Origin of the sequence: Neorhizobium vignae (genome assembly GCF_000732195.1) — a bacterium.
Lineage (GTDB): Bacteria > Pseudomonadota > Alphaproteobacteria > Rhizobiales > Rhizobiaceae > Neorhizobium > Neorhizobium vignae.
Genome location: NZ_JNNU01000016.1, coordinates 1 through 12,779, shown reverse-complemented (window position 1 = coordinate 12,779; position 12,779 = coordinate 1). Strand labels below are relative to the sequence as shown.

11 protein-coding genes and 1 pseudogene are annotated in these 12,779 nt (G+C 60.3%); 3 read left to right on the top strand and 9 right to left on the bottom strand.

Annotation, left to right across the window (positions count from 1 at the left end):
• Positions 1 to 30: 30 nt before the first annotated feature.
• From adhP to GQ59_RS23595, 3 genes are all read right to left on the bottom strand, one after another.
• Positions 31 to 1,068 (bottom strand): alcohol dehydrogenase AdhP, encoded by a 1,038-nt coding sequence (adhP, locus tag GQ59_RS23605; protein ID WP_037085903.1) that lies wholly within the window; start codon positions 1,066 to 1,068, stop codon positions 31 to 33.
• Positions 1,069 to 1,323: 255 nt separating this feature from the next.
• The gene (locus GQ59_RS23600; protein ID WP_037085901.1) at positions 1,324 to 3,213 is read right to left on the bottom strand and encodes a heavy metal translocating P-type ATPase; all 1,890 of its coding nucleotides are present in this window, start codon (positions 3,211 to 3,213) and stop codon (positions 1,324 to 1,326) included.
• Positions 3,214 to 3,337: 124 nt separating this feature from the next.
• Positions 3,338 to 4,033: a VIT1/CCC1 transporter family protein gene (locus GQ59_RS23595; protein WP_037085898.1), complete on the bottom strand. Its 696-nt coding sequence runs from the start codon at positions 4,031 to 4,033 to the stop codon at positions 3,338 to 3,340.
• 622 nt (positions 4,034 to 4,655) lie between these two features.
• Between GQ59_RS23595 and GQ59_RS23590 the strand changes: the two genes are divergently transcribed.
• A complete protein-coding gene (locus GQ59_RS23590; RefSeq protein WP_051904174.1) occupies positions 4,656 to 5,249 on the top strand; it encodes a universal stress protein in 594 nt (197 codons plus the stop codon).
• 267 nt (positions 5,250 to 5,516) lie between these two features.
• Here GQ59_RS23590 and GQ59_RS23585 read toward each other — a convergent pair whose 3' ends face one another.
• From GQ59_RS23585 to GQ59_RS23575, 3 genes are all read right to left on the bottom strand, one after another.
• The gene (locus GQ59_RS23585; protein WP_244448040.1) at positions 5,517 to 6,458 is read right to left on the bottom strand and encodes an FAD:protein FMN transferase; all 942 of its coding nucleotides are present in this window, start codon (positions 6,456 to 6,458) and stop codon (positions 5,517 to 5,519) included.
• Positions 6,439 to 6,855, bottom strand: a complete 417-nt coding sequence (locus GQ59_RS31400; RefSeq protein ID WP_244448039.1) for a ferredoxin reductase domain-containing protein — start codon at positions 6,853 to 6,855, stop codon at positions 6,439 to 6,441. Before GQ59_RS31400 ends, GQ59_RS23585 begins: the two co-directional genes overlap by 20 nt.
• A 591-nt stretch (positions 6,856 to 7,446) precedes the next feature.
• The gene (locus GQ59_RS23575) at positions 7,447 to 9,432 is read right to left on the bottom strand and encodes a BTAD domain-containing putative transcriptional regulator (protein ID WP_037085892.1); all 1,986 of its coding nucleotides are present in this window, start codon (positions 9,430 to 9,432) and stop codon (positions 7,447 to 7,449) included.
• A 183-nt stretch (positions 9,433 to 9,615) separates the two neighbouring features.
• Between GQ59_RS23575 and GQ59_RS23570 the strand changes: the two genes are divergently transcribed.
• Positions 9,616 to 9,870 (top strand): YjiS-like domain-containing protein, encoded by a 255-nt coding sequence (locus GQ59_RS23570; RefSeq protein ID WP_037085890.1) that lies wholly within the window; start codon positions 9,616 to 9,618, stop codon positions 9,868 to 9,870.
• 76 nt (positions 9,871 to 9,946) lie between these two features.
• On the opposite strand, the pseudogene GQ59_RS31395 reads toward GQ59_RS23570, so the two are convergent.
• The 3 genes and pseudogenes from GQ59_RS31395 to GQ59_RS23555 form a co-directional block, all read right to left on the bottom strand.
• A pseudogene (locus GQ59_RS31395) lies at positions 9,947 to 10,288 on the bottom strand (DDE-type integrase/transposase/recombinase); the annotation flags it as partial.
• 7 nt (positions 10,289 to 10,295) lie between these two features.
• On the bottom strand, positions 10,296 to 11,159 hold the full coding sequence (locus GQ59_RS23560; RefSeq protein ID WP_037085884.1) for a transglutaminase family protein: 864 nt from the start codon (positions 11,157 to 11,159) through the stop codon (positions 10,296 to 10,298).
• An 83-nt stretch (positions 11,160 to 11,242) separates the two neighbouring features.
• On the bottom strand, positions 11,243 to 12,352 hold the full coding sequence (locus GQ59_RS23555; RefSeq protein WP_051904172.1) for an AI-2E family transporter: 1,110 nt from the start codon (positions 12,350 to 12,352) through the stop codon (positions 11,243 to 11,245).
• A 148-nt stretch (positions 12,353 to 12,500) separates the two neighbouring features.
• Here GQ59_RS23555 and GQ59_RS32895 point away from each other — a divergent pair.
• Positions 12,501 to 12,779 (top strand): FitA-like ribbon-helix-helix domain-containing protein (locus GQ59_RS32895; protein WP_037086147.1); only part of this gene is annotated, 279 nt, incomplete at its 3' end.

Sequence of the window (12,779 nt, the reverse complement as noted above, 5' to 3'; positions counted from 1 at the left end):
CCGCGATCCGCGAACTGTGGTGTATGATGATCACGATGCAGATGAGAAATCCAGCACCATGCGCCCATCGATCCTGCCGTCCTTCAGGCGCGCGAAGATGTCGTTGATGTCTTCGAGCGGTGCCTTGTGGATCTCCGCCTTGACCTTGCCTTCGGAGGCAAAGGCGATCGCCTCATCGAGATCACGCCTTGTGCCGACGATCGAGCCGCGCAGCGTGATACGTTTGAGTACGACGTCGAAGATCGGCGTCGGGAACTCGCCGGGCGGTAGGCCGACCAGGCTCACCGTTCCCTTGCGTCTTACCATCCGGATCGCCTGGGAGAAAGCCGGCGGCGAGACGGCGGTGACCAGCACCCCGTGCGCTCCGCCTCCGGTTGCCTTCAGCGTGTCCTCGACCGCGGTCAGCGAGCGGGCATCCACGGCGAGATCGGCGCCCAGGCTGCGGGCAAGCTCCAGCTTTTCCGGGCTGACGTCGAGCGCCACCACATGGAAACCCATCGCCTTGGCATACTGAATCGCGACATGGCCGAGCCCCCCGATGCCGGAGATCGCCACCCATTCGCCGGGTTTCGCTTCGGTCTCCTTCAGCCCCTTGTAGGTGGTCACGCCCGCGCAGAGGATTGGCGCGATCGCCGCGAAATCGACATTCTGCGGCAGTCTTGCGGCGAAGGCGGCGGAGGCGATGACATATTCGGCAAATCCGCCGTTGCAGCTATAGCCGGTATTGTGCTGGTGTTCGCAAAGCGTCTCCCAGCCGGTCTCGCAATATTCGCAAGCGAGACATGCGTCATGTAGCCAGGCGACGCCGACGGCGTCACCTTCTTTCAATCCCGTCACTCCTGGGCCAAGCTCGACCACAATGCCGGCCGCCTCGTGTCCGGGAATGAACGGCGGGCTGGGCTTGACGGGCCAGTCGCCATCGGCGGCGTGAAGGTCGGTGTGGCAGACGCCGCAGGCCATCACCTTGACGAGGATTTCGCCTGGGCCCGGTACGGGCACCGGGACGCACTCGATCGCAAGCGGCTTGCTGAATTGATGCACGACAGCGGCCTTCATCGTTCGCTTCATGTTCGTCTCCTTGTTGTGGAAGGCATGAATGCCGCAACGATTATACCGGGCAAGGGCCGTTTCATTGACCCAGCGCAATCGCGGAACCCTCGTTGGCTTAGACTGCACCGTGAAGGCCTGCCATCCGAACGGGAAACGACGATCGGCACGCTGATGGGGACGGTAGGTCTGGTGTCATTTGGCACCTCTGAGGGCTGACCTCGCAACGGGCTCTAGGCCAAAGGCAACAACTCAGGCCTCTGAGCAAAGGCAGACCTACGTGATGCTGGTGGGTCGACCGGTACCGGGTGCATCGGAGCGTTGATCGAACGTTGGCTTGATCCTGAGTGCCCGAAGAGCATTCAGGATAACAGCCACGTCGATCAGTTCCTGGAGCAGAGCCCCCTGGACGGGCGTCAAATATCCAAGTGCGGCTGCGATCATTCCGCAAATGGACATTCCGATTCCGGCGATCACGCTTTCCAGCGCGATACCTCGCGAGCGTTTTGCTATTTCAATGCCTGGGAGCAAGCGGTCCAGGTGGTCGACCAAAAGAACGATATCCGCCGCCTCTGCGGAGGCGGCGGCTCCCCGGGCGCCCATAGCCACCCCAATATCGGCGGCGGCAAGCGCTGGCGCATCGTTTACCCCGTCGCCGACCATCATGACCGGCCCATTCTTGCGCTCGGTCAATACCAGCAGAACCTTCTGGTCCGGTGTGAGGTCTGAGCGGACTGCGTCCAGATGCAACCCTTTGGTCACCGTCTCAGCGACCGCCCGGCGGTCACCGGTCGCCAGCAAGATGCGCCTGATGCCTAACCGCCGTAGACCCGCGATGAGCTCGGCAGTGCCGGATCGCAGCGCGTCCGCCATGGTGAGATACCCAGCGATCCTGCTATCAACCGCAAGGGCGACGACCACGGTCCCCGCCGTCATGGCCAGGCTCCCTGCCGGCTTAACGCCGACCTTCGCACTTACGAACGCGATACCTCCTACGGCGACCTTGCGGCCGGCGACTGTTCCGGCAAGGCCTTCACCGGCCTGTTCGCTCACATGTTCCGGGACAGGCAGCACGATCCGTTGTCGGTGTGCTGCCGCGACAATCGCTTGGGCCATCGGGTGTTTCGACGCCTGTTCCAGAGCCGCCGCGAAGTAGAGGACCTCGCCTTCTGACATGCCGTTGTGGGATTCTATGGAAACGATCTGCGGTCGTCCATCTGTCAGTGTACCGGTCTTGTCGAGGATCAACGTGCTGATCCCTGCCAGAGCCTCCAGCGGCTTTGCTCCTTTGATGAGGACGCCGAAGTGTGCCGCTCGAGACAGACCGGCCACCAAAGCCACCGGAACGGCAAGTATCAGGGGGCATGGTGTTGCCACGACCAGAACAGCCACCGCGCGAATGGGATCGCCGCTGAGCCACCAGGCCGCGGTCGATAATGCGATGGTGACGACCAGAAACAGCAGGGAATACCGGTCGGCCAGCCGGGCCATCGGCGCCTTTGATGCCTGAGCTGCCTCGACAAGTCGCACGATGCCGGCATAGGTGCTGTCTGCCACACGATGCCGGACCCGCAGGTCAAAGGCATCGCCGGCATTGGTCGACCCACTCATTGCTTCCTGACCACGCTCCAGTCGTACCGGCATGGACTCACCGGTCAGCGCCGACTTGTCGAGGATCGCCCGCGGGCTTTCGATATCACCGTCTGCCGGCACGACGGCGCCCTGGGGGATCATCAGCAGATCGCCAGGTTCGATTTCCTGCAACCCGATCTCTTCGAGGCCTTCTTTCGTGTGACGCGTGGCGGATCTCGGCACGCGCGAGAGGAGTGCACTCATTTCGCGCCTTGCACGCCCCTCGGCAAAACTCTCCAGAAAGGTCCCACCAGAATACATGACGGCAACGACGGATGCGGCGAGTGTTTCCCCGAACAGCAACGCCGCCGACATTGAAAGTGCCGCCACGATGTCCAGTCCGACTTCTCCGCACCAGAGACCGTGCAGGATTTCGATGATTAGGGCGGCAAGAACCGGGATGACGCCCGCCTGCCACGCGAGTCTGGCCGCATCGGCCTTATCAAAATCATAAAGAACCAGCCCGAGCGCGAGACCTGACGCAGCCAGGATTAATAACGCAGTCTTCAGACGGTCGGAGTTCGGATAGACCATGGTTTTCTTTCCTCCCCGTTTGAGAGAGCCCAGACTGCTTTCCTGTCGTGATACGTGCGTCATGGCTTACAGGCGATCCAGTACCGGAAATTAACGGCAAGGCGACGGGATAAGGACAGGCGCCTTATCCTGCGGAACCGAAGAGCGCTCCGATTCCCGCGGTCAACGCCATTGCAAAAGCACCCCAAAAGGTGACCCGGACGGTTGCTTTCAAAATGTTGGCGCCGCCCGCTCTAGCTCCAACCGCTCCGAGGAGTGCGAGGAATAGAAGCGAAGCGATCGAGACTGCCATTACGAGGATATGCGATGGTGCGACCAACACCATGCCCAGGGGCATCATTGCTCCAACAGCGAAAGTGAGCGCCGAAGTCAGAGCAGCGACGACAGGCCGGGCGGTGGTGATTTCCGAGAGGCCAAGTTCGTGTCGCGCATGCGCCTCGAGTGCATTGTTTTTCATCAACTGGTCGGCAACACGCTCCGCCAGTTCGATCTCGACACCGCGGTTGACATAAAACCGGGCAAGCTCCTCGCGTTCCGCTTCGGGTTGAGTCGCAAGTTCTTGCGTCTCGCGGGCAAGATCTGCCTGCTCGGTGTCTGACTGAGAGCTGACCGACACATATTCACCGGCCGCCATCGACATGGCGCCAGCCACCATTCCCGCCACGCCGGCGACCAATATTTCGGAGCTTTCAGAAGAGGCCGAGGCGACACCGACGATCAGGCTAGCCGTCGAGACGATACCGTCATTGGCACCAAGGACTGCCGCCCTCAGCCAACCGATACGGGAGACGAGATGGTTCTCATGATGCAACCGGCTCATGCCTTCCTCTTGATGGTACCATCAAAGTGCGTCGCTTCGGACACGGTGTTTGAGACCGTGCCGTATTTCGAACCCCGTATCCTCGGCCGGTCTTGCACTCCGACGCTACCTTCGGCGTTGATCCTTCGGGCTGCCATCCGGTATTCCAACATTTCATGTCCCACTCAAACCCGGCCGTGATTGCCACAGCACAAGCTAGCCCGTGGCGTCAGTGTCGGGCTTGACCAGGATCAATGGTAAAGTGATGCCGCGAGAAGCACCATTCCTGAACCGCCTGCTCAGCAACCGGGCATCAAGCCGAGCAGACGAATACCGAGAGTAATCGTGCGGACCTGTATGTCGAATAGCCGGCCTTGATGAAAGTCAATGTGAAGCGCCCTTGGCCCGCTACATCTGTCTTACTATGTCTCGAGGAACTGGCGATGCCATTTACAACCGTCCTATGTGTCACGAGGAGCGACGCAGGTGATGCCGACATCGATGCCGGGGTGAAATTCGCCCGATCCGCATCTGCGCATCTGTCGCTCTCCCTCCACCGGTCGGGGTGCAGGCGGAAAGTGTCTCCAGGGCCTGGCAGAAAGAACGGGACACCGATCAAAAGAAGCTTCGAGCACGAGCCGCGGTGGTCGAAGACTTGTTAAGTGGAAGAACGATTGCCCACGATGTTACGGAACTCTATACGGACCTCCTCCACGTCGATAACGCGGTGGGTGAACAGGCGCGCTACGCCGACCTGGTCATTCTCGGGCCTCATCTCATAACTGACCCCATGCTGAGAAACGCGGTGCTCGACGGCGCCCTTTTCCATTCCGGCGTTCCGGTGCTTCTGGTTCCCGATGGAGCAACTCCCACGATCGAATCTGCCTCAGTCATACTGGCTTGGAATAATTCCATCGAAGCCGCCCATGCTGTTAAGGGAGGTCTACCCCTCCTGCAATCTGCCCGTCACGTTTATGTGGTTACGGTTGATGATCAAGCTGTACCCCCTGAGCTATCAGCCTACCTGATGCGGTCGGGCGTCAAGTTCAGCGTCCACGTGTTGGAGAGCGGCGGTCGAAAAGTCGGTGCGGCGATCAATGAGTTTGGCGACGAGGTTGCGGCGGATCTGATCGTGATGGGCGCATACGGTCATTCCCGTCTGCGTGAGCGCATCCTCGGCGGGGTCACGTGGGCCATGATCGAAAACCCCGAGCGACCGGTTTTGCTCGCGAGATGACGCCGTTCAGTCAGGCTGCAACAGTCGGCGCCACAACGCTCGCGCTCAGAGGCTCTCGGTTATCATGACAATGAAGTGGCTTGCCTGCGGCTTTGGTTGGAGGCCTTGGCCCCTAACTCCTCGGCCAGTCAAATCCCGTCACCACCGTTTTTGGCCCTCGCTCGGTCCCGGATCAGGCTGTGACTCCGGCGCGCGCCGATGGCAAAGGTTAGCGACATGGCTGCCGCTCCCCACGGTGACGCGTAGCGTGCCTTTGCCGGCGCCTGGTCAACGAGTAAACAAACCACACCCGGTCCCTTTCAGCTGGCCGTGTTTGAGGAAGAGGACGGACAGCCCGAGCTTTTCTGCGAGCGAAACACCGCGCACCTCGCCAACAACCATCATCGCCGTTGCCCACCCGTCGGCGCTCATGCAATCGCGGCCCATAACGGTTGCCGAGGCCGGGGAATGCTTGAGCGGCATTCCCAGACGGGGATCCATTGTGTGCGAGAGGCGGTGTCCGCCAACATCGACCCAGCGCCGGTAGTCACCGGACGTGGCGACGGCGATATCGTGAAGTTCGAGAATGGAGTGCGGGCCACGCATTTCGAAGTCGGGCATTTCGATGGCGACGGTCCAGCCGCGACCGTCGGGCTGGATGCCGAGCGCTCGCAACTCACCGTCGATGGCGAAGAGGCCGGCCTCGATACCTTGTTCGCCCGCAGTCATCGTCAGCCGGTCGACACCATATCCCTTGGCGATACCATTGAGGTCGAAGCGCATGTTTGCATGCTTCCGGGCCCGTCCGGCGGCTTCGTCGAGTTCCAGGACCTCATGGGCCGGGCCACGGCTCATAAGGCGGGCGGCCTTGATCCGGTCCTTGTTCGCCTCCTGCGGGCCGAAACCCCAAGCGGCGACGGCATCACCCATGCCGATATCGAAAGCGCCATCGGAGGCGCGGCCGATGGCAAGACCGGCTTCCAGCACGGTGAGCAGCCGCGCCGGCAGCGCGATCCATTCGCCCGGCCTTGCCGCGTTCAGGCGGTTGAGATCGCTGTCTGGTTTCCAGGTCGACATTTGCCGGTCCACTTCGGCCATGGCTTCGGCCATAGCGGCGCGAGCGGCTTCGGCGTCGAAATCCGCAGGCATGTGGAACAGGGCCGACCAGCGCGTGCCCATGGTCGCTCCGTTCATCGCATGGCGCGTCATGTCAGTAAACGTCTTCGGCATAACGTCCCTCGGCTTTGAGAGTGGCAAGACCTATGCCCTGCGGCGCGAGAATATCGGCAAGAGCGGCGGCGACGCCCGCGGCCATCTCCCGTCCGCCGCAGACGAGGATCTGGCCGCCGTCCGCAACGAGCTTGCCGAGCCTGTTCGCATCCTTGCGCAGAATGTCCTGCACATAGGCCGGCGTCGCCGTCCGTGAATATGCGTTTGAGACCGATGTCAGCTGTCCACCCTCCTTCCAGTTGGCAAGCTCCTCGGCATAAAGTGCATCGCTGGCCGGATGGCGGGTACCGAAATAGAGATGCATGGGCCGGCACGCCTTATTGGCGCGGGCAAAGCCGGCTAACGGTCCGATGCCGCTGCCAGCACCAATGAGGATGACTGGTCTGCGTCCTGGCACGGGGCGGAACCTCGGATTGGGGCGCAGGAAGGCAGAAATGGTTTCACCCGGCTCCAGCGCCGTCAATAGACCGGAGCAGAGACCACCGGCCTGCTTGCGTACGCAGATTTCAACGAAGCCATCCTTCGTAGAGGAAGCAAGCGAATAGAAGCGTGGCAGATCGGAGCCTTGCGGAAGCTTAGGCTCGCCGCGTCACCTCACAATCGATTCATCGATCGCAGGACATGCTCTAGCATCCTGCGATTGATGGCACCGTCACCGCCCTCGATTTCCTTGCGCCATCGCGTATTCGCCAGGAATAGCGGCTTGCGGACCCAACCGCTTGAAGCACTTCCTCTGACACTCAGACATGACTCGCGGCCTCCAGCCGATCGATCAATCCCCGCGTCGCCGCTCGATCCGGGCGGTTCACGCAACCAAGATATACCACTTTGGGCCGAAAGACGAATTGAAAGCCGATGGTGAGAAGCTGCTAGCCATCGCAAGCGAGAAAGTTGAATCATGCAGGGCGGCTTCTTTAGCTGCTTTCGACCTACCGTTCCGGCCAGAGCGCCTTCCCAGGCGAGATCGGACCTTTCGATGGTGTATTGGTCAGCGTTCCGGCAATCCCGTTAGCCTCAAAGCTTCGGCCACCCTGTCTGCCCATTCCGGCATGTGTCGAAAGAAAGGCAGCGACCTATATTGCTTGATCGTGAAGTCTGGCTGGGCGGCGACGAGCTTCTGCGCGGCCCACCGGGCAGTCTCCAGGTCACCGCTCATCGCCGACCAGGCGGCGAGGTATCGATATGACATGATAATGTCGGGGTGGCCGGCAATGACCTCACGGGCGATCGCGATAGCCTGGGAAAAAGAGCCTGCCTTGGCCAACGAGGTGGCCATTCCCAATCTCATGTTGAATGCAAGCGGATCCATGGGGCTCAGTGTCATCGCCCGCTGAAACCGCTCCGTCGCCCGAGTGTCGTCGCCTTTGTAGAGCGCAATCCAGCCGTGGCGTGCCCAAGCCCAGGCATTGTTTGGATCAAGCGTGAGCGCCTTTTCGATAAAGGTCGTGGCACGCTCTTGGTCGCCGCACATGCTCATTGCCGCGCCGGCGGCAGTCAACGCGGCTGGATCATCGCTGATCGAGCCTGCAGCCTCAACCGCCCCGCGCGCCTGATCCAACTCGCGTTCCGGTTGCTCGGTCCAAAGGTACGAGGCGTTTGAGGCGTGGCACCACGCCAAAAGTGCTTGCGCGCGGCCATAGGACGGATCGATGGCGATCGCTTTCTGCAGCAACTCGATCGCCTGGTTGTTGGCATCCTTGCGACGACCCCAAAGATTCGGATAGGCGCGCATGACGAGATCGTAGGCCCGCAGACTGGTCGGCGGTTTGCGCTTAGCCAATTCGATTTCGGCACTGCGGATGGCCGGATGGATGGCGCCAGCCACTTGCGCCGCGATCCTGTCCTGGAACTCGAAAATGTCCTCGATCGCGCCCTCGAAGCGCTCGGACCACAGCTGGGTCCGCGTCATAGCGTCGACCAGTTGCACCGAAATGCGCAGCCTGTCGCCACCCCGGCGAACGGTTCCTTCGACCACATAGTTGACGCCAAGATCCCTGCCGACCTCTTGCACGTCGATGAAACGCCCTTTGTAGGTGAACGCAGACTGGCGCGCGATGACGAAGAAGTCCCGGACCCGCGACAGGGCCGCGGTGATCTCTTCGACGACACCGTCCACGAAATATTCGTCGCCTTCTCCACTGAGATTATCGAACGGCATAACCACGATCGAAGGTTGATCCTTGTCGCGGCGGGTCGCCCACACCGGGAGCGCGATGTCTGCTGGCTGCGGCTGGGGGGCGGCCAGGCGCATCTGCGATTGCGAAGGGATCAGTTCTCGGGTCTGGTCCTCGGGTTCGACGCCAAGGTCACGAAGCAAAGCCTCTTTGCACCGCTCGAGTTGCTGTAGTGCCGCATTCGTCCGTCCCTGAAGCTGGTGCAACCGGATCAAGGCACGATGGGCCTCCTCGGCTGCCGGATCCGTCGCGAGCAGCCGTTGGGCCAAGCCTTCGCAGGCCCCAACCGCCATTCCTTGTTCCCTGGAGACGAGTTGGCTGAGCTGCTCGCAGAGCACCAAGGCCTTGTCCCTGAGGGCCTGCTGATGCGATCTAAACCATTGATCAAGCGGCTCAGGAAGCGCCATAGTTGCAAGGAGATCGCCCTGGTAGAGCTCGGCCGCGGCAGCAAGATACTCTGCATCTTGCCGTCGAATGAGCCCCTCGAACAGCTGAACATCCACTTTCAAGGAGTCTGCGACCAACCTCACGGTTTCGGTATCGCCCTCGATTCTCACAGAGCCGTCGCCCACCTCGGCCACAACCTGTCGGATTGCGGCCAGGGCCTGCCGAAGGCTGCCCCTGGCCTGGGGCTCTCCGCGGTGGGGCCAGAACAGCTCGCACAGGGCCTCTCTACGAGCTCCCTTCTCTCCAAGGACAGCCAGAGCAGCCAGCAGCAGTGATGCCTTGCGGGCCGGAGGATGGATCGTTTCACCCGTAGAGGACAACAGATCCAGGCCTCCGAACAGGCGTATCAGCATGAGCGCCTCCCCCCTTAAAAGAAGCAGCTTAGCACTGATCGCTTATCGATTTAACGCAGTTTTCACGGCCAGCGCGCTCGTCATCACATCTCATTCACGTCCATCTCGCAGCGCATGAACGCCGTTGCGGGACACTGTTCTCCATTGGCAGCCTATTTGCCAGGATTGCTCGGGAGATTTGCAATGTCGAACACGCTCTTTAACGCCCCACAAACGAACAGCCTTACTCGCAAACTGGTGGGGTCATTGACCGGCAGCGCAGTCTTCTTCTTCAGGATGGCCTACCGGCACTTCCGGCGGGCACGAACGAAAAGAATCCTACTCTCGCTCAGCGAAGAGCAACTCAATGACGCCGGTATCGACCGCTCACTGATTCATACGAGCCCGGAAGTCGAGGTGGACGTCCGACTGATGAGCACCTTGATGTCGCAGCGATGAATTCCCATCCACGAAAGCGTTGACTCCGCACAATGTCCGGAATGTGGCGCTCTCTCGCGGTTCATCCAGAGCATGGCTCGAACCCAGCAATCGTTCGAAGCGCGGTTTTGAAGGATATGAATCCGCCGATTTTCGGCATGTTTTTCTGCACGCGAAACGGTCGCTCTCAATGCCTTGCTGGAGATGCTTGGTAACATAGTGAACCGGGTCTGGATGCAGGAAGCCGTCATTGACGGCCGTCGTGATCATTGATGGGTTCGCGCCATCGGTTCCGATCTTCCCCGGCGAGAGGAGCGGTTCGTCCTTGAGCACTCTTCTCGATCATCGGTCCCTAGGCGAGAACCCAGCGATTGCTCGTGCTGTGGACGACCTCGAAGCCCCGCTCAAGGTCGCGGTAGCTGAGCGGATAGCGTAGATGTCGAGGTTCAAGTCGACACCTCGACCTCCACGTCCATCGATATGAATGCATCAGACGCGCCGACGAAACTGCCGGCGACGGGAACGGATTGCGCGATATCGCGGGTGACGGCGACAGGGATGAGATTGGCCCCGCCCATGCTGCGGTTGGTCGGATCCAACGTGATCCATCCGGCGCCTGGAACGAATACCTCTACCCAAGCATGGGTCGAGCCCTGATCCTGGGAACCGAGCAATATCTGATCGGGATTGAACAGGTATCCGGACACGATACGCGCTCCAAAACCTAGTGATCTAACGGCTTCGACAAACAACACCGCGAAGTCACGGCACGATCCCCACCCGCGGTCCAGCGTTTGCGTTGGCGTCTGTGTGCCTTCCGCCTCACGGCTTTGATAGGAGATCGATGACGATACGCCTGAGCTAATATCCTTCAATAGCGAAAGCGTGTCCGTCGCATTTCCAGCGACAAACCCTTGTGCCCACCGCCGCAGTTGCTGGGACGGGTCGGAATACTGCCGAGCCGCCAGCGCGCCGAGATCCGTCCATTCCTCATCCGAATAACGGAAGGGGAAGGTGAGGGCGGAGCCTGCAATCGCAAAGACCGGCCATGCTGCGGCGGTAAGGTCGACCAGGGCGACGCTATCAACGGTCAGGACGTCAGCCATCTCGCTGAAAACCGCAGTGGCAACGGCGTTGCCGAATACATCGGTCGCCCAACTGACCTTGGCCTGTGGCGTTACCGAGACCTCATGCGACAGCAGCCGGAGATCGCGGCCCTCCCGCGGCCTCAACATCAGCCGGTGAGGTCTGAGATTCACCGCATGGCGGTAGCGATAGGTCGTACGATGGTGGATGCGGATATGTGCCATGAGTATTTCCGGTTCTCTGGGCGTTGGCGTGGATGAGCCACCGCATCCATCAGACAGGCTCGCTCGTCATCGCCTGCAATTCGTCACTCCCGTCCTGCATTAGAGTGGCGGGTAGCCGGTGAGTTCTCATTCAATACTTTGGGCTGTGATCTCTCTGCATTCTGCTGTTCAGCGAACAGCGACCATGCGGCGATGAACAAGGCGGCAATCAACGGGCCGATGACAAAGCCGTTGATGCCGAACAGAGAGATGCCGCCGACTGTCGAGATCAGCACGACATAGTCGGGCAGTCGCGTTCCCTTGCCCACCAATGGCGGGCGCAGCAGATTGTCGATCAGCCCGATCACGAATATGCCAATCAGGACCAGGATCGCTGCTTTCAGCCAGGCGCCCGTGAGGACCAGCCAGATGGCTGCCGGAGCCCATACGAGCGCCGCTCCAATTGCAGGCAGCATCGACAGGAAGGTCATCGTCACGCCCCACAGCAGGGCTGCCTCCACGCCCAAAGTCCAGAATGCCACACCGCCGATCGTGCCTTGGATGATTGCGATGATGATGTTCCCCTTGACGGTGGCGCGCACGACAGCGGAAAACTTGTCGAGAAACTGCCGCGTATAGTCGTCGCTGAGCGGGATTGCATGGCGGATCTTGCCGCTGAGGTCAGCGCCATCCCTGAACAAGAAGAAGAGCAGGTAAAGCATGATGCCGAAGCTGATGAAGAATTGCAGCGTGTTCTGACCAAGGCTCAGCAGGCTGCCGCCGACCGATCGGCTTGCCTGCACGATGCCTGAGGAGATGTTCGCACGCAATTCCGAAAAACCGCCGAGCTTCAGTGAGTTCAGCCAGTTGTCGATGAAGGCGGGCAAGACATTCTGGATCCGGACGAGATATCCATTGAGGTCGATTTCGTTGCTGCTGATCCGCTGGTAGAGGCTGGTTCCTTCCTGGATAAGAGAACCGAGAATGATCATCGCAGGCACGATAACGAGACAGATGCACATCAACACTGTCAGCAGGGCGGCAATGCTGCGGCGACCCCCTAACAAACGCTCCAGTCGCTTGTGAACCGGAAAGAAAATGATCGCGAGGATAACGGCCCAGAAGACAGCGGTGTAATAGGGAATAAGCAGCCAGATGAACGCAATCGTCACCAGCGCCAAAAGAACGTAAAAACTCGTGCGCTGAATCGACATGCCTGATTCTTTCCGGGGCGGCCTCTTTCTCGACCAGCTATACAAGAGAATTGACCACAAGACAGCTCCGGCGACCCTCTCAGCTGCGGAAAGCCTAGGGTCATCCGGAAGCATGCCGGCCATCGCATCGGCTATGGCACGACCGCCAATGGCTTTGAGAGGAAGCGGCTTCCCCGGGGAGGCTGCCACCATTCGAAACCTTTCTGACGAAACACATCGTGCTCTGCGGGTGCGAGCGGCTCATCATGGCCGGAGTACAGAGGCCGAGATCCGTGACATTATAGAAGCCGCTGTTCGTCCTCCTGAACGTATTAAGCTCGGTTCCTTGCTGACGGCCATTGGCCGAGACGCCGAGCTTTCCAACAGCGACGTTGAAGCCCTGCAGAAAAGTCGCGACAAGACACCTGCTGAACCGATGACCTTCGAA